This is a genomic window from Nocardia sp. NPDC050793, assembly GCF_040654065.1.
GTDB lineage: Bacteria > Actinomycetota > Actinomycetes > Mycobacteriales > Mycobacteriaceae > Nocardia.
Window position 1 is genome coordinate 955433 of the sequence record NZ_JBFAHG010000002.1, and the last position, 16070, is coordinate 971502.

Consider the following 16070-nt stretch of genomic DNA (forward strand, 5'->3'; position numbering starts at 1 on the left):
CTCGACACCGCGATCCGCAGACAACGAGGGGGAGCATTGTCAGTCACGCTGGAGCTGCCGTCGGCCGAATCGGACGCGGACAGACCCGAGCGGCCCGCCGCGACGCCGCCGGGCCGCCTGCATTCCCTGCGGCGCTTCGGGCCGTACCTGCGCCCGCACCGGGCCGCCCTCCTCGGGGCGACCACCTTGGCGGTGCTGGCGACCCTGACCGCGGTCGTCATCCCGCTGCTGATCGCGCGCATCATCGACGGACCCATCGCGCACCGCGATTACGGTGGCCTGGTGGCGCCCGTCCTGCTGGTGCTGCTGCTCGGTCTGCTGGAGGCGGTCGGCATCTGGGGCAGGCGCTGGCTGGTCTCCAAGCCCGCGACGGCGTTCGAGATCACGTTGCGCGCCAAGATCTTCCGCAAGCTGCAGACGCTGGCGATCGGGCGTCACGACGCCTGGGAGTCGGGCCAGCTGCTCTCGCGCGCCATCGACGATCTGGCCATCATGCGGCGGTTCGTCGCGTTCGCCGGACCGTTCCTGGTGATCCACCTCGTGGTGATCCCGATCGGCCTGCTCGTGCTGTGCCTGCTGAACTGGCGGGTCGGCCTGATCTTCGGCCTGATCTCGATTCCGCTGGTGTTCATCGCGACTCGATTCGAGCGGCGCTACGCGGTGGCTTCGCGGCGCTCGCAGGATCAGTCCGGCGACCTGGCCACCACCGCGGAGGAATCGGTGCAGGGCGTGCGCGTCCTCAAGGCGTTCGGCCGCGGCCTGTTCTTCGGTTCGCGATTCACCGCCCAGTCACGCGAGTTGCAGCAGACCGAACTGCTCAAGGTGCGGCTCGACGCCAGGCTCTGGTCGGCCATGATGGGCCTGCCGCAGCTGGCGATCGCCTTCGCGCTCGGCTACGGCGGATACGCGGTCGCGCACGGCACGATGACGCTCGGCACCCTGGTCGCGTCCGTCACGCTGGCGACCTTCCTGCAGTGGCCGATCATCTGGACCGGTTTCCTGCTCGCCGAGCTGAACGACGCGCGCACCGCGGCCGACCGCTACTGGGAGATCATCGACACCCCGGTGGACATCACCGACCCGGCCGATCCGGTGCGGCTGCCGGACCGCGTCGCGGGCGAATTGACCTTGGACGGTGTGCGTTTCGCGTTTCCGCGCGGCGAGGACGAAGGCAAGGACCCGACGCCGGACGCGGAGCATGAAGTGCTGCGCGATGTCTCTCTGCGAGTGCGGCCCGGCGAGACGGTGGCGCTGGTCGGCGCGACGGGCAGCGGAAAGACCGCCCTGCTCAACCTGATTCCACGGCTCTACGACGTGACCGGCGGTGTGATCACCATCGACGGCATCGACATCGCCTCCATGCGGGTGTCGGACCTGCGTTCGCTGGTGACGGTCGCGTTCGAGGACCCGGTGCTGTTCTCGGCCAGCGTGCGCGAGAACGTCGCGCTCGGCGACCCGGAGGCCACCGACGAGGACGTGCGCCGCGCGCTCGACGTCGCCCAGGCCACCGATTTCGTGGACAAACTGCCGTGGGGCCTCGACACCAGGATCGGCGAGCAGGGCCTGAGCCTGTCCGGCGGCCAGCGGCAACGGCTTGCGCTGGCCCGCGCGGTGCTCGGCCGCGCGAGCGCCGGTGACCGCACCCGGATCATGGTGCTCGACGATCCGCTGTCGGCACTGGACGTGGAGACCGAGGAACGGGTGCAGGAACGGCTGCGCACCGTATTGGCAGGCGCGACAACGCTGCTCGTCGCACACCGGCCGTCCACCGCGGCGCTGGCCGATCGGGTGGCGTTGCTCGCCGAGGGCCGCATCGTCGCCGAGGGCAGTCACGACCAGCTGCTACGCAGCAGCGCCCGCTACCGCGAATTGATGGGAGGCGAATCGTGAGCGCGACCGAGACTGTGTCGAAAGACACGGTGAGCGAGCCGGATTCGGCCGACCAGGTCGCCGACTGGCGCGGCATCGCCAGCGAGGACAAAGAGGTCACCGAGACCGGAAACCTGGTGCTTGCCGGGCGATCCCGGCGGCTGCTGCTCGACCTGGTGCGCCCGTACCGCAGGCTCGCGGTGCTGGCGCTGGTGCTGATCGTCGTGGACAACGCGGCCACGGTGTCGGCGCCGCTGTTCGTCGCCTACGGGCTCGACACCGGCATTTCCGAAGGCGCCAAGGGCAATTGGACGCCGCTGACGATGACCGTCGCGGGCTACCTGGCCGTGGTCGGCATCAGCGTATGCACCACCTTCAGCTTCTTGCGCGTCTCGGGCAGGCTCAGCCAAAGCGTGCTGTTCGACCTGCGCGTCCGGCTGTTCGCGCACATGCAGCGGCTGAGCGTGAGCTTCCACGAGAAGTACACCTCGGGCAAGGCGGTCGCCCGGCTCACCGGCGATATCGAAACGCTCCAGGAACTGCTGGAGAGCGCGCTCAACCAGGCGCTGAGCGCGATCCTCTCGGTGGTCACCATCGCGGTGCTGCTGGTCTACCTCGACCAGACCCTCGCGGCCATCGTGCTCGTCGGTTTCGTGCCGCTGGCGCTGGTGACCAGGTGGGCGCAGCGCAGGCAGCGGGCGGGCTACCGGCGCACCCGCGGCGCCATCGCCAAGGTCGTCGTGCAGTTCGTCGAGTCCATGGGCGGCATGCGCGCGGTGCAGGCGTTCCGCCGCGAGCAGCGCAACGAGGCCGTGCTAGCCGTCGAGGACGCCGAGTACCGGACCGCGACCACCGCCGCCATGCGCGGCATGGGCGATTACGCCGGGCTCACCCGGTTGCTCGGCAACCTCACCACGGTGATCGTCATCGTGGTCGGTGCGTGGCAGGTGATCGAGGGCAACCTCGCTGTCGGCGTGCTCGCGGCCTACCTGCTGTACCTCAACGAGTTCTACGGCCCGCTCGACGAGCTCGCCCAAGTGTTCAACTCCTACCAGTCCGCCGCGGCGGCGCTGGAGAAGATCTCCGGCGTGCTGGAGGAGGAGCCCTCGGTGCCGGAACCGAAGGACCCGGTGCCGCTCGGCAAGGCCGCGGGCGCGGTGCGGATGGACAAGGTGTGGTTCGGGTACGACTCCGCGCCCGGCCCGGAGGCGCTCGACACGGCGACCGCGGCGGGGCGCGGACCGGTGCTGCCCGAGTTCTCGCTGGAGATTCCGGCCGGGCAGGTCATCGCCCTGGTCGGTGCGACCGGTGCGGGCAAGTCGACCCTTGCCAAGCTGCTGACCAGGTTCTACGACCCCTCCGGCGGCACGGTCACGTTGGACGGGATCGACCTGCGCCGGATCACCGACGCGGACCTGCGGCGCAATGTCGTCATGGTGACCCAGGAGTCCTACCTGTTCTCCGGGTCGGTCGCCGACAACATCCGCCTCGGCAGGCCGGACGCCTCCGATGCCGAGGTGCACGCTGCGGCCCGCGCGGTCGGGTTGTACGACTTCGTCGTGAAACTGCCGGAGGGCTTCGGCACCGACGTGCGCAAGCGCGGCGGCAGGCTCTCGGCGGGGCAGCGGCAGCTGGTCGCGTTCGCCAGGGTGTTCCTCGCGGATCCGGCGGTCATCGTGCTCGACGAGGCGACCTCGAGCCTGGACATTCCGGGTGAGCGGTTGGTTCAGCGGGCGCTGGAGACGGTGTTGCGTGACCGCACCGCGGTGATCATCGCGCACCGGCTGTCCACCGTGGCGATCGCGGACCGCGTGCTGGTGCTCGAACACGGCCGGATCGTCGAGGACGGCGCCCCCGCCGAGCTGATCGAGGGCACCGGCCGATTCGCCGGACTGCACGCCGCCTGGCGCGAGTCACTCGTGTGATGCCCGCGGCGTTCGCGACGAGCCAGAAGGAGGTACCGCAGCGTGACCACGCAGGGACCCGCGAGCGCCGCAAAAAATCAGCGTGCCGGGGTTTTTCGCTTACGGTAGATATGTGACCAATCCAGCCCCCGCCCCCGACAGCAAACCGGCGGCACCTCGGTGGCCGGCGATTCTGACGTGGCGCGCGCACAACGCCACGCGGATGGAATCGGTGCGCGTGACACTGAACGGCAATCGCATTCGCGCCGCAGGTCGCATGATCGGCGGCGCGTGCGAGGACCACCCCGCCTTCAGCGCGTCCTACGACCTGGTCACCGACGAGAACGGCGCGACGAAGCGGCTGTCGCTGCGCGCGACCACCGCGGCGGGGGAGCGGCACGCCTCGATCGCCAGGGACGAGGAGAACTACTGGCTGGTCGACGCGGGCGGCAGCCACGTCCGCTCCACCTTCGCGGGCGCGCTCGACGTGGACGTGGTGCTCAGCCCGTTCTTCAACACCCTGCCGATCCGGCGCTACGGGCTCCAGCACGCCGTCGGGGACATGGAGGTGCCCGTGGTGTACGTGCGCCTGCCCGATCTGCTCGTGCAGGAGGCCAGCCTGGTCTACAGCAGCGGAACCGACGGCATCAGCGTGCTGTCGCCGGTCTCCAGCGCGACGGTCACCGTCGACGAGGACGGCTTCCTGCTGGACTACCCGGGGCTGGCCGAACGCATCTGACCGACGCGGCTCAGCCCATCTCGAGTTCGGGGAGCAGTGCTGGGCTGTTGTGCGCGTCCGTCAACTCGGTCATGGTGACCAGGGTGCCGCCCTCCTCTGCAAAGAGCGTGATGGTCACGACGGGCCCGGGCAGCGCGCGGAGGGTGGTCACGCGTCGACCGAAGTGATCACCCCGCCGCGCTGCCCCGCCTCGCGTAGCCGCTCGAGCCAGTCGTGGTCGCCGGGGCGCACGTCGGTGATCTCCCAGCGTCGCGCGGTTTCGTAGTCGTTCCTTGCGTCGTGGCCCGCCCGCGTCAGGTCGGCGAGCGACCCGTCCTCGGCCAGGGTGTCGCGGGCCGCGCCGAGCACCGTCAGCGTTTCGTCCAGCACCGCGAGCAGCGCGTCCGCGTTCGGTTCGCAGATCGCGCGCACCAGCTCCGGCGCGGTCGCCGCGACCCGGGTGCCGTCGCGGAAGGATCCCGCGGCCAAGCCGAGCGCGAGCGGCCCGCCGCCCGCGCCCGCGACGGCCAGCGCCTCGGCGAGCACGTGCGGCAGATGCGAGATCCGCGCGACGGCGCGATCGTGCTCTTCGGCGACCACCGGCACCACCACCGATCCGCAGTCCAGCGCCAGCGCCGCCACGCGACGCCACGGATCCGCGTGTGTACCCGCATCGACGCCGACCGCCCAGACAGCGCCGCGAAACAAATCGGGATCCGTGGCCGCCCAACCGGATTCGGAGGTACCGGCCATCGGATGCCCGCCGACGTAACGCGCGGCCAGCCCGTGCTTGCGCACCGCCGAGGCGACCGGAGCCTTCACGCTCACCACGTCGGTCAGCATGCATTCGGGCGCGAAGGTGGCCACCGAGGCGAGGATGTGGTCGACGGCGGGCATCGGCACCGCGATCACGATCAAAGCGTCGGCTCGAGCGGCCCGGCCGAGCACACCGGGCAGGTCGTCATCGACGTCGAAACCGTCCGCACGCGCGGCGGCCGCTCCTGGCTGCGATCTGTTGTAACCGAATGCCGTATAGCCCGCCGTCGCGGCGGCGCGCAGCAGAGAACCGCCGATCAGGCCGGTCCCGAGGACACACACCGGTGCTTTCTGGTCGCGAGTCACCGGAACAGATTCGCATACGACTTCAACATTTGAGCTCGAGCCGACTACCGTTGCGGCCATGGCAGCACAGCGCTCGGGCACGAACAGGGCGGCGTCGGAAGATTACGACGACGTGGAAGGGTTCGCAGTGGCGGTTGTCCGCGAAGAAGGCAAATGGCGGTGTAGTCCGTTGAGCCAGGCGGCCCTCACCGATTTGTCCGTCGCGGAAAACGAGCTGAAGGCATTGCGCAGCTCGGGGGCGGTCTTCGGTCTGCTCGACATCGACGACGAGTTCTTCATCGTGTTGCGGCCCGCGCCGAGCGGCACCAGGTTGCTGGTCTCGGACGCCACCGCCGCGATCGATTACGACATCGCCGCCGATGTGCTCGAGGCCTTGAATATCGAAATCCCCGATATCGATCCCGATGAACTCGACGACATCGATCCGTGGGAGGAGGGCGATCTCGCGGTGCTCGCCGACTTGGGCCTGCCCGAGCCGGTGCTCAGCGTGATTCTCGCCGAGACCGACCTGTACCCGGACGAGCAGCTCGGCATGATCGCCCAGCGCCTTGGTTTCGCCAACGAACTCTCGGCGGTACTGGACAAGCTGCCGCGGTGATCGCGGTGTGCGCATGAGGGAACGCAGTGAGCGAGTCATGTGCCAGCGCGCTTCGCGCATGCTTGAGTCGAGCGTCAGCGAGGCGCAGGCATGAGTGTGCTGCCCGAGAACCCGCTCGTCTCGGACGTCGCGATGATGCGCGCCGCGCTCGACGCCGCCGCGGCGGCCGATCTGCGCGATGTGCCCGTCGGCGCGGTGGTCTTCGACGCGTCCGGTCGTGAGCTGGCCCGCGCCGCCAACGCCAGGGAGGCGCTCGGCGACCCGACCGCGCACGCCGAGGTGCTCGCGCTGCGCCGCGCCGCCGAGGTGCTCGGCGATGGATGGCGGCTGGAGGGCACGACCCTGGCCGTCACCCTCGAGCCCTGCACGATGTGCGCGGGCGCGCTGGTACTCGCGCGCGTCGGCCGCCTCGTGTTCGGGGCCTGGGAGCCGAAGACGGGCGCGGTCGGCTCGCTGTGGGACGTGGTGCGCGACCGTCGCCTCAACCACCGACCGCAGGTCCGCGCCGGCGTCCTCGAGTCCGAATGCGCCGCCCTCCTCGACGACTTCTTCCGCACCCAGCGCTGACCGCCCGCACCCCACCTCGCCAGGCGATTTAGCGATCCGGACCGGGTCAGGTAACCTAGTCGGCGGTGGCGTGTCCGAGCGGCCTAAGGAGCACGCCTCGAAAGCGTGTGAGGGGTAACCCCCCTCCGAGGGTTCAAATCCCTCCGCCACCGCCAAAGCCCCTCACTTGCTCCCGCAGGTGAGGGGCTTTTTTGCTTTTGTTCGGGCAGAACAGTGCGGCCCCGCGCGGTAGCTCGGTGGTCGGCTCGGGCGCAATCCACGGCTCGACGCTGTGCGGCACCGACGACTACGACGCCCTCGGCACATCTACCGAAACTGGACGGTGTTCGGGTTGCGGTGTTCGCGGTCGGTGGACGAACACCGCTCTCTTCGGTATCGGGTGGGTATCCGGCGCGGGGACACCACCCCCAACGCAGTGAATGCCGCCGCGGGCTCATGGACGGTGACATCCCAGCCTTTGATGCACCGGGCGGCGGCCGCAGCCAATCCGGCGATTCCCCCGCCGATAACACCAACGCGCCCAACATATTCGGTCAAATTTGTCCCCCTGTACCTGCTGAACGCGGCATCATCCGCCACGGTACCTGTGAGCCGGCAAGAACTTGAAAGGTCAGCGGCCCGACATCCGAAACTGCCGTTAGTGCAGTCGTGCCGAGCTCGAGCCGAGCTCAGCGCCCACATACGACATGTCGTCGACCCCCCTCATATTCGAGAATGCCTTGAACGCCAGGTCGCTCGGGTGCGCGAACCCGCCGATATCACGCAGCGTCGTCACGGTCAGCGCCGCCAGCTCGCGCATGCTCGGACACGCAGTGCGGGGTCCGGCCGATGGACCCAGCCAAACCGGATCGTCGACACCACCGAGATGGCCGGGCGCCCAATGCCATCCGAGTCCGCTCATCCGGTGATCGAGTTCGCCCACTTCGGGACCAGCAGGGTCCCGGATCAGACATTCAATGTCCACGCCGTGGTTGTTGTAGAACTGCACGACAAAGGATTTCGGGCCTTCCCCCTGTTCCTCGAGAATGATAGTCCCCAGCCACGGCATCGTCGTCAGCACCCACTCCAAGCGGGTGGCGAATTCGTTCCAGTCCGTGCATTGCGGAGGTAGGCCACGAGACGTGGGCCGATCCGGAGCCACTTCACCCACATGTGGGGGCTCAGTGGGGCCATAGTTGTTGTAGGCGCTGATGCGTAGTTGATCCGGCGTAGTGCCTGTGCCGTCGCGGAGCACTGCCACGATCGCCGTCGCGATCTCCTCACGCTGGTCATCGGCCGTGTGCCGCCATCCCGTACTCCATTCGCGGGCAAGCTCCTCGAGACGTTGCTCTCTCATGTCGGCGTTTCGACCCTCGACCGCAGGGCGCGCAGAAGCCGGTACAGGACGCCACAACGGTTCATCTAGTGGCCGCCAGCCACCGTTTTCGTAGTCACGCACGGCACCGAACAACGTCGTCCGCTGCGATTGCAACACCGACCGTACCCGTCCGGCCACAACCGGGTCTTCGGGCACTGTCACCGTGATACCGACACCTTTGCCGTCGGGGAAGAACAGGATTCGCTGCCCGGTCGCGGTATCCCGCAACTGGACATTCTCACCGTTGCGTGGCCACACCACTTCCCCGTCGTCATCCCAATCTGGATACAACACCAACGGAATACCCGCTAACAGCGTCTCCCAGTTGTTGTCGGCCACGGTCACTCCCGTCCTCATCGTCACCGACAACCTAGCGATACGGACCGACAGCTACCGGCAAGGCAAGGCTGCCGACACTTCCGCCACTCCGTCGTCGGCGGGTAGTACCGGGTGGGTAATTCATGCATCCGGCGTTTCGAGTCGTACGGAGTGCTTACTCTCGTCCGGCGGACACGCTGTCACGACTCGCCGCCGACGATTTCATGCCGTGGCTATGGCAGCTATTGTTTTTTCATGACCGAGAAACCGACTACCATCACCACATCTCGAAGCGTGCACGCTGACCTGCAACGACTCACCCCGAAAGGGGCCACGCTCGGTGACACCGTGGCCCGCTTGATCGCCGAGCACGAGCAGCGCCGAACGGTCAATCGCCTCGCCTACGAGTCCCGGATGGCCGCCGCCAGGAGCAACGCGCAGGCCGTGGCAACCGCCGACCGACTTACCAAACGCCTCGTCGCCGAAGCCCAGACACGGGCAGGTCATCTGTGATCAACCTGGGGTATGTCCTCGATGACACGGTGATCCGTGCTTATCTCGACGGCAGCGACACAGTGACCTTGCTGTTGTCGAACCTCGCCGCCCAGCCGATGCAGATCGCCGTCCCTGCCGTCGCCATGGCGGTTGCTCAGGCCGGCCATGCCAACGAGCGACTCGCCGAATGGGCCGGTGTCGTGGAAAACGTCGAGAACATCGAACTATCCAGCCTCGCCGACATCATCGAGATCGGCGCGGTTTCGGTAGTGCTCGGCGATCTCACCGAGGACCGCCCATCCATCGCCGACGCCGCCGCGGCCCACACCGCTGCCGTCGCGGCCCACCTCGGCCTGGCCGTGTTGACCGTCGAGCCGCAGCGGTGGGCGCCCTACCAATCCGAGCTGCCGTGGCTGGAAGTCGCGCTGCTGGCCGAGGAGCCCGGCGACCTCTGAGCTCGCGGATTCAGCTGACTATCAGAGCAGAAAAGGCGCTGCGGCAGGTCGTTCCCGCCGCAGCGCCTTTCTCGGGTTCAGCTCAGTAGGTCAATCGCTGACGTTCAGGGCAGGACCTGCGGAATGACGTCCGGCATGACCGTACCCACGATCGCGCCGATCACGGCGCCCATGATGCCCGTGGTCACCACGCCGACCACGGCGCACAGACCGTAACCGACGACGAAGATCGCCAGGGTCGGGATGCAGGTGATCAGGGCGAGGGCAGCGCCGACGCCAGCGCCGGCGGCCGCACCGTTCATGACCGGATCCGGGTACTGCGCTTGCGGATTGGTCGCGATGTCCTTCAGCTCGGCGCCCGTCGCGGCCGAGACCTCGGGGGTCTTCACCGACAGCGTGTGGCCGTCTTCGGACACCTCGGCGTCCAGGGCGATCTTGGTGCCGGACGGTGTGGCCAGCTCGAGCGGAAGCTCGCTGACCGCCGCGCCCGCCTTGTCCACGACCTTGATCGAGGACTCGCCCAGCTGGAACGTGCCTGCGTCCAGCGTGGCGGACACGGTGCTCAGATCCGGTGCGACAGTGGTGCGGTAGCCGATGTCGGCGGCCGTGCCCGACGTCGAGATCGCCGCGGCCAACCGTGCCTGCTGATCGGCGTGGTTGTCGGCCGACGCGGCCCCGGCACCGGCGAACGTGGTCGCCACGACCAGCGGCAGCGCACCGACGAGTGCCTTACGACCGACCCGCATGACAGCGCGATGGAACATTTGAATTCTCCCTCCCGACCCCCGACCACCCCCCGATGTGGACGAATCGAACGTCGTATCGTGCGATGTGAACGCACTATTGGTAGCGATTGCAAGATCGGCAAAGCAACTCATGTGACATTGTCGACATTGGGGAACCGATTGAGCGGCAAGGTAATTGGGATCCGATACCTGGACTCGGCAAACTTCGAGCGCAGGTAGTCGCCGACATCGCCGCGATATCGGGCGACTGCCGGGAGCGCGCCTCATGTCGGTGTGGGTTGGTCTTCCATGGCGGCGTCGTCCTGGGCGGCGAGCAGGGCGTCGCCGTGGTGCAGAATCCATTCGCCCATGGCTTTCAGCGGGCCGTCGACCAGGCTCGCTCCCAGCCTGGTCAGGCCGTATTCGACGCGGGGTGGGGCCTGGGCGAAGCGGTGGCGCTCGATGAGGCCGTGGCCGAGCAGGCGGCGCAGCGCCTCGGTGAGTGCTTTGTCGCTGATTCCGCCGATGTCGGCGCGCAGGTCGCCGCGGCGGCGGGGGCCGCTGTGCAGGGCGGCCAGCACGACCGGGTCCCAGGTGTGGGTGAACAGATCGGTCGCCGCGCGCACCCGGCAATCCGCGACCAGCTCCCGGTGGCTCTCGTAACCGCTCATTCCGCGAGGATCACCCACCTGTCGCGCACCGATCGGTGCGTATCGGTTTCCCTACCGTAGCCGTCGACCGAACGGATGCGACAAGGGAGACATGATGCGGATCGCGATTCTCGGCACAGGCACGCTGGCCGCCGCGCTGGGCGGCTGCTGGACGCGAGCGGGGCATCAGGTCACCGTCGCAGGGCGATCGCAGGAGAAGGCTCGGCTGCTGGCTGCTCGCCTGGGTGGCAGTGCGCGAGCGACCACGGTGCGCGGGGCCGTCGCCGAGGCCGACGCGGTTCTGCTCGCGGTGGCCTGGGATGGCGTGGCCGACATCCTGCGCAGCGCCGAATCCGCCACCGGGACGCTGGCGGGCATCACGTTGATCGATCCGACCAATGCCGTCGATCACGGGGTCGGTGTGCTGACCACGCCGCCCGGCGGATCCGGTGCGCAACGCGTGGCCGAACTCGCGCCGGGTGCGCACGTGGTCAAGGCATTCCACCTGTTCCCCGCCGAGCAGTGGGGTGATCGGGCGGGCGGCCCGGTGACCGTGGCGATCTGCGGGGACGATCCAGATGCTTTGCGCGTCACCGAGTTCCTGGTCCGCGATGCCGGCGCGGAAGCCGCCGTGCTGGGCGGCCTCGACCGCGCCAGGCAACTGGAAGAAGCGGCGGGATTCGTGATCGGCCTCGCGTTCGAAGGCTTCGACCCGCGCGCCGCGGTGCCGCATGTACCGGCGGTCCGCCAACCGTGACGAAAAAGCTCTCCGGGCGAAATGTCCGGTTCGCGCGGTAGAACCCCGGATTCCGGGTATACGGCGAACAGATGGAAGCGGGAAGGGATGTGACGCCAAATGCGCCGCCGAGCCGTCCGTATGGGAACGATGCGCGAGAGTTCAATGAGAATCGGAAGTCTGATCGTCCTGATCTGGTTGTTGATCGGGGTGGCTGCCTGCGTCCAGCGTGACTACTTCGACAGCGGCCCGGTCAATTGCGCCGGTTTCGGCACGATCGCGGTCACGGTGATCGCGGGTCCGCTCAACTATATGGGCGTGAATCCGAAGATCTCGGATTGCAATGTGCCGCAACCAAGTCCGTAGTCGGCGCGAATAGCGCGCCAGGCGACGGAGTCCGGTCCCGGGTGGTCCTCACCCGGGACCGATTCGGTCAGCGCACCGCCGCGGCCATATCCCGCGTGGCCGGTGGCACGCTGTCGGCCACATCCTGTGCAGCCTCGTGCGCCGCTCCTCCCGGCCTTCGATCGGCCGCGAAATAGGCCGAGCCCGCGGCGGCCACGACCACTGTCGCGACGCCCGCCCACTGCGCCGCGCGCAGACCCTCACCCAGCAGCACGAGTCCGGCCACCGCGGCGACCGCGGGTTGCAGACTCATCCACACCCCGAACACCGACGCCTCGATCCGCCGCAGCACGGTCAGCTCGACGGCGTGCGGCACCAGCGACGAGCACACCGCGACCACGGCGATCCCGGCCAGCAATATCGGGTTCAGCAATGCCGAACCGCCTTGCACCACAAGGAAAGGCAGCGCGAGTACGCCGCCGAAAGCCATGGCCAGCGCGAGCCCGTCGTGACCCGCGGTGTGCCGCCCGACCACCGCGCCACAGGCGATGTACGCGCCCCATCCGGCGCCGGCGAGGAGCGCGAAAAGCACGCCGGTCCAGGACATCTGCCCGTCGGAATCCATCAACAGCAGTACACCGGCGCCCGCGAGGAGCGCCAAGAGCGCGTCGCGCATTTTGCGCGATCCGAGCAGGGCGACGGTGAGCGGGCCGAGGAATTCGATGGTGACCGCGACGCCGAGCGGAATCCGTTCGATGGCCGCGTAGAAGCTGAGATTCATTGCGGCGATGGATATTCCGAGGCCGGCAATGCCCGGCAGTGCGCGGCGAGGCACCCGGAGCGCGGGCCGCCAGAGCAGCAGCGCGATCACGCCGGCGACAACAATGCGCAGGCACGCGACCACGTCCGCGCCCACGAGCGCGAACAGGTGTTTGGCCACGGCAGAGCCGAGGTGGATGGAGACCATCGCGCCGAGCACCAGCACTGGCGCGGGCACCCGTTCGACGGGTGTACCGGAGGTAAGTGGGGGAAGTGTGCGCGGCGGTATCTGTTCGACCGAAGTGACGACCACGAGCCAAAAAGCTAGGTGTGCAAAGTAAAAGAATGTCGACTGCCCGGTTGCCGGGCACGCCTTACTCCATTGCGAAATGTCGCCCGAGTTGTGTCCGAGCGCACTTGGAGTAACCGGTGGGCATGAGGGTATCTCCCCCCTTACGCCAGTCGGCGCGAGTGTGGAAGGAAGCGATGACTATGCGCGAGCGAGTGACTCACGGGCGGGCTGCGCGCGAATCCGGGATGCGGTGGTTCAGCCTGCTGCTCCTGGTGTGGTTGGCCATCGGCATGATCGCCGCAGGCCAGCGGCAGTACTTCAGCAGCGGGCCGATCAACTGTGCCGGATTCGGCACGATCGCGCTGACCGCGGTCTCCGGCCCGCTGAACTACATGGGACTGAACCCCAAGGTGTCGAACTGTGCCATGCCGCGGCCGAGTGAGTGACTCGGTAGCAATCCGGTAGCGCCGGGCGGTCGGCTACCGGTTGCCGGGCGTATCTCCGCCCCGGCCATCGCTGGGCCGTGGACGGCCGCGTCCGGGATGAACGTCCCCGCACCGAACCGGATGCGGGGCCGATTCGACCGCGCGGGAGTCAGTCGCTGACCGGGACGGACTCCCGCGCGGTTCCCGCCGGGGCCCGCAGGTCGCGCAGCCGCGCGCCCTCCACGTCGATATCCGGCACGATCTTGTCCAGCCACTTGGGCATCCACCACGCCCACTCGCCCATCAGCACCAGCAGCGAGGGGATCAACACCATCCGGACCAGGAAGGCGTCGAGCAGCACGCCCGCCGCCAAGGCGAAACCCATGGACTTGGCGGTCGGGTCGGATTCCAGCAGGAACGAGCCGAACACGGAGATCATGATGATCGCGGCCGCGGTGACCACGCGCGCGCCGTGGTGGTAGCCGTTGACCATGGCCTCCTTGGGCGAGGCGCCGTGCACGTACTCCTCGCGCATGCGCGTCACGAGGAACACCTGGTAGTCCATCGCCAGGCCGAACACGAGACCGATCAGCATGATGGGCAGGAAGCTGACGATCGGATGCGGATCCTCGATCAGCCCGAGCTTGCCGTCCTGGAAGATCAGCACGGTCGCGCCGAAGGTGGCGGCCATGGAGAGCAGGAAGCCGAGCGCGCCGGTCAGCGGCACCAGGATGGAACGGAAGACCAGAATCAGCAGGACGAACGCCGCCCCGGCGACGATCGCCATATAGGGCACGATCTTGCTGAGGAGTACGTGGTCGATGTCGGCGTAGATGGCGGTGGTGCCGGTGATCCCGTATCGGATGCCGTACTCGGCGTTCAGGCCCGCCTCGGCTTCGCGGGCGTCGCGCACCAGATCCTTGGTGTCCTGGTTGTTCGGGCCGGACTTCGGTACGCCGTCGAGCAGCGCGCCGTCGCCGTCCTGGCTCGGCGTCGGCTCGGTCACGTAGTCCATGTCGGCGTAGGAGGCCAGCTTGTCGCGCAGCGCGGTCAGCGCCTCCGCCCGGCGATCGACGGGCACATCGGTGAGGTCGACGGCGACGTTGAGCACGCCGTTGCTGCCTTCGCCGAAGCCTTCGGTGCGCAGTTCGTAGGCCTTACGCACGGTGGAGGTCTTGGGCATGCTGTCCTCGCCGGGCAGGCCGAGGTTCAGCCCGGCCGCGGGCGCGGCGAGCAGGCCGAGCGCCACGACGCTGAGCGCCAGCGTGACGGCGGGAGCACGGCCGATCAGCCGGGCGAAACGCATGCCGTTCGTCACGACGGTGTCGTCCTCCGGATCGTGCTTGGCGACCAGCGGCAGCTCGGGCTTGAACAGGAACCGCCCGAGTGCGCCGAGCAGCGCGGGCATCAGCGTCAGCGCGACGAGCACCGCGAAGCCCGCCGCGAGCGCGCCGCCGAGACCCATGAACGTCAGGAACCGGACGCCGACGACGCTGAGCCCGACGAGCGCGATGATCACGGTGAGACCGGCGAACACCACCGCGGAACCGGCCGTGGCCAATGCGGTGCCCGCGGCATCCTCGGCCGAATCCCGCACGGCGAGTTCGTGTTTGTACCTGGACACGATGAACAGCGCGTAGTCGATCGAGAGCGCGATGCCGATCATCGAGGCGAGAAACGTGGTGAAGCTAGGGATGGACAGCACCGAGGTGCCGAGGAGGATCAGCGAGGTGGCCGCGCCGAGGCCGACGACCGCGGTGACGATCGGCACGAAGGCGGCCACGATGGCGCCGAAGGCCACGATCATCACGACCAGCGCGACGCCCATGCCGATCATCTCCGACTTGCCGCTCGGGACTTGCTGTTCGATCGCGACGGTGCCGCTGAGCTCGACGGTGAGCCCGGCATTGCGCGCGGCGTCGGCGGCGTCGTAAGCGGCCGCGCGCTGCTCGGCGGTGATATCGGCGAACTCCTTGATGGTGAACGGCACGCTGATGACCGCGACGGTGTCGGGCTCGGTCTTGTTGAGCACGTTCAGCGGGGCTCCGCTACAGGTGGAGACGTTCGGCTGCGGCACGAGGCAGCCCATCTGCTGAGCCGCGGCGACCGGGTCGACCAGTGGCTTGGCGTGATCGACGATGTCGAGGCGCTCCAGGTTGCCGATCAGCGCGACGACCGCTTCGTGATTGACCGGGTCGGTGAGCTTCTGCCCTTTCGGCGCGCCGATCACGTACGTGCCGGTGACGGCGTCGAACTCGAACGCCGCGGACATGCCGGGAAAGTGTTCGTCGAGGATTTCCGTCGCCCGCTCCGACGGCAGATTCGGCAGGCTGAAGTCGTCGGTCATCGGCTCCTTCAACTGGGCGCCGAGTGCGCTGAGCAGCAGGAAGAGGACGAGCCATACCGGCAGCACGATCCATTTGCGGCGGAAAGCGAACTTTCCCCACCGGTACAGATACACGGACAACGGGTTCTCCTCGCGTGATCGGGTCGAGCCGGTTCCGGAACGAACACGCGGGCTCACTCGCCCGCGCTCGCGAACTACCGCCGCCGCGCCGATGCGCGGGCGGTCTACCGAGCAAAGAGTCGAACACCCCGAGTCTGCTGCGTACTGGGCACGAGATCAAGAACCCGCGGAGACACGTCGGCCCCCCCACCCGGGCCCGGGGGGGGGGCGCGCGGAGGCCGGAAACGGGACACACCAAGCGGGCCCGTGCCAGATAAGCGAAGAGGGC

General features: G+C 68.2%; 17 protein-coding genes and 1 tRNA gene. 11 read left to right on the top strand and 7 right to left on the bottom strand.

The window, feature by feature from the left end:
• The first annotated feature begins 36 nt into the window (after positions 1-36).
• From AB0H50_RS09810 to AB0H50_RS09820, 3 genes are all read left to right on the top strand, one after another.
• Positions 37-1890 carry an ABC transporter ATP-binding protein gene (locus tag AB0H50_RS09810; protein ID WP_357449036.1) on the top strand — a complete coding sequence of 618 codons (1854 nt, stop codon included), beginning with the start codon at positions 37-39 and terminating at the stop codon, positions 1888-1890.
• Positions 1887-3794 (top strand): ABC transporter ATP-binding protein, encoded by a 1908-nt coding sequence (locus AB0H50_RS09815; protein WP_357449038.1) that lies wholly within the window; start codon positions 1887-1889, stop codon positions 3792-3794. Before AB0H50_RS09810 ends, AB0H50_RS09815 begins: the two co-directional genes overlap by 4 nt.
• Positions 3795-3906: 112 nt before the next feature.
• A complete protein-coding gene (locus AB0H50_RS09820) occupies positions 3907-4512 on the top strand; it encodes a putative glycolipid-binding domain-containing protein (RefSeq protein WP_357449040.1) in 606 nt (201 codons plus the stop codon).
• Between the two features lie 10 nt (positions 4513-4522).
• Here AB0H50_RS09820 and AB0H50_RS09825 read toward each other — a convergent pair whose 3' ends face one another.
• Positions 4523-4663, bottom strand: coding sequence for a hypothetical protein (locus AB0H50_RS09825; RefSeq protein ID WP_357449042.1), 141 nt, complete (start codon positions 4661-4663; stop codon positions 4523-4525).
• Positions 4660-5613: a prephenate dehydrogenase gene (locus AB0H50_RS09830; protein WP_357449044.1), complete on the bottom strand. Its 954-nt coding sequence runs from the start codon at positions 5611-5613 to the stop codon at positions 4660-4662. The genes AB0H50_RS09825 and AB0H50_RS09830 overlap by 4 nt, the downstream gene beginning before the upstream one ends.
• 58 nt (positions 5614-5671) lie before the next feature.
• On the opposite strand from AB0H50_RS09830, the gene AB0H50_RS09835 reads away from it, so the two are divergent.
• From AB0H50_RS09835 to AB0H50_RS09845, 3 genes are all read left to right on the top strand, one after another.
• Positions 5672-6211 carry a tRNA adenosine deaminase-associated protein gene (locus AB0H50_RS09835; protein WP_357449046.1) on the top strand — a complete coding sequence of 180 codons (540 nt, stop codon included), beginning with the start codon at positions 5672-5674 and terminating at the stop codon, positions 6209-6211.
• A gap of 90 nt (positions 6212-6301) precedes the next feature.
• Positions 6302-6778, top strand: a complete 477-nt coding sequence (locus tag AB0H50_RS09840; protein ID WP_357449047.1) for a nucleoside deaminase — start codon at positions 6302-6304, stop codon at positions 6776-6778.
• Positions 6779-6842: 64 nt separating this feature from the next.
• Positions 6843-6933: transfer RNA gene (locus AB0H50_RS09845), tRNA-Ser, on the top strand.
• A 482-nt stretch (positions 6934-7415) separates the two neighbouring features.
• On the opposite strand, the gene AB0H50_RS09850 is transcribed toward AB0H50_RS09845, so the two are convergent.
• Positions 7416-8474 (bottom strand): hypothetical protein, encoded by a 1059-nt coding sequence (locus AB0H50_RS09850; RefSeq protein WP_357449049.1) that lies wholly within the window; start codon positions 8472-8474, stop codon positions 7416-7418.
• Between the two features lie 234 nt (positions 8475-8708).
• On the opposite strand from AB0H50_RS09850, the gene AB0H50_RS09855 reads away from it, so the two are divergent.
• Together AB0H50_RS09855 and AB0H50_RS09860 are read left to right on the top strand one after the other, a co-directional pair.
• On the top strand, positions 8709-8966 hold the full coding sequence (locus tag AB0H50_RS09855; RefSeq protein WP_357449051.1) for a hypothetical protein: 258 nt from the start codon (positions 8709-8711) through the stop codon (positions 8964-8966).
• The gene (locus tag AB0H50_RS09860; protein ID WP_357449053.1) at positions 8963-9403 is read left to right on the top strand and encodes a hypothetical protein; all 441 of its coding nucleotides are present in this window, start codon (positions 8963-8965) and stop codon (positions 9401-9403) included. The genes AB0H50_RS09855 and AB0H50_RS09860 overlap by 4 nt, the downstream gene beginning before the upstream one ends.
• Before the next feature lie 104 nt (positions 9404-9507).
• Here AB0H50_RS09860 and AB0H50_RS09865 read toward each other — a convergent pair whose 3' ends face one another.
• Together AB0H50_RS09865 and AB0H50_RS09870 are read right to left on the bottom strand one after the other, a co-directional pair.
• Positions 9508-10167 carry a hypothetical protein gene (locus AB0H50_RS09865; RefSeq protein ID WP_357449055.1) on the bottom strand — a complete coding sequence of 220 codons (660 nt, stop codon included), beginning with the start codon at positions 10165-10167 and terminating at the stop codon, positions 9508-9510.
• Between the two features lie 245 nt (positions 10168-10412).
• Positions 10413-10799: a helix-turn-helix domain-containing protein gene (locus tag AB0H50_RS09870; protein ID WP_357449057.1), complete on the bottom strand. Its 387-nt coding sequence runs from the start codon at positions 10797-10799 to the stop codon at positions 10413-10415.
• A gap of 94 nt (positions 10800-10893) precedes the next feature.
• On the opposite strand from AB0H50_RS09870, the gene AB0H50_RS09875 reads away from it, so the two are divergent.
• A complete protein-coding gene (locus AB0H50_RS09875; protein ID WP_357449059.1) occupies positions 10894-11535 on the top strand; it encodes an NAD(P)-binding domain-containing protein in 642 nt (213 codons plus the stop codon).
• A gap of 144 nt (positions 11536-11679) precedes the next feature.
• Positions 11680-11880: a hypothetical protein gene (locus AB0H50_RS09880; RefSeq protein WP_357449061.1), complete on the top strand. Its 201-nt coding sequence runs from the start codon at positions 11680-11682 to the stop codon at positions 11878-11880.
• A 67-nt stretch (positions 11881-11947) separates the two neighbouring features.
• Here the strand turns inward: AB0H50_RS09880 and AB0H50_RS09885 are convergent, their stop codons facing one another.
• Positions 11948-12931: an EamA family transporter gene (locus AB0H50_RS09885; RefSeq protein ID WP_357449063.1), complete on the bottom strand. Its 984-nt coding sequence runs from the start codon at positions 12929-12931 to the stop codon at positions 11948-11950.
• 179 nt (positions 12932-13110) lie between these two features.
• On the opposite strand from AB0H50_RS09885, the gene AB0H50_RS09890 reads away from it, so the two are divergent.
• Positions 13111-13356 (top strand): hypothetical protein, encoded by a 246-nt coding sequence (locus AB0H50_RS09890; protein WP_357449065.1) that lies wholly within the window; start codon positions 13111-13113, stop codon positions 13354-13356.
• 148 nt (positions 13357-13504) lie between these two features.
• Here the strand turns inward: AB0H50_RS09890 and AB0H50_RS09895 are convergent, their stop codons facing one another.
• A complete protein-coding gene (locus AB0H50_RS09895; protein ID WP_357449067.1) occupies positions 13505-15802 on the bottom strand; it encodes an MMPL family transporter in 2298 nt (765 codons plus the stop codon).
• Positions 15803-16070 lie beyond the last annotated feature (268 nt).

Coding starts and splice junctions, on each gene's coding strand:
- AB0H50_RS09835 (WP_357449046.1), top strand. CDS start 5,672: ATGGCAGCACAGCGCTCGGGCACGAACAGGGCGGCGTCGGAAGATTAC.
- AB0H50_RS09840 (WP_357449047.1), top strand. CDS start 6,302: ATGAGTGTGCTGCCCGAGAACCCGCTCGTCTCGGACGTCGCGATGATG.
- AB0H50_RS09855 (WP_357449051.1), top strand. CDS start 8,709: ATGACCGAGAAACCGACTACCATCACCACATCTCGAAGCGTGCACGCT.
- AB0H50_RS09865 (WP_357449055.1), bottom strand. CDS start 10,167: ATGTTCCATCGCGCTGTCATGCGGGTCGGTCGTAAGGCACTCGTCGGT.
- AB0H50_RS09870 (WP_357449057.1), bottom strand. CDS start 10,799: ATGAGCGGTTACGAGAGCCACCGGGAGCTGGTCGCGGATTGCCGGGTG.
- AB0H50_RS09875 (WP_357449059.1), top strand. CDS start 10,894: ATGCGGATCGCGATTCTCGGCACAGGCACGCTGGCCGCCGCGCTGGGC.
- AB0H50_RS09880 (WP_357449061.1), top strand. CDS start 11,680: ATGAGAATCGGAAGTCTGATCGTCCTGATCTGGTTGTTGATCGGGGTG.
- AB0H50_RS09890 (WP_357449065.1), top strand. CDS start 13,111: ATGCGCGAGCGAGTGACTCACGGGCGGGCTGCGCGCGAATCCGGGATG.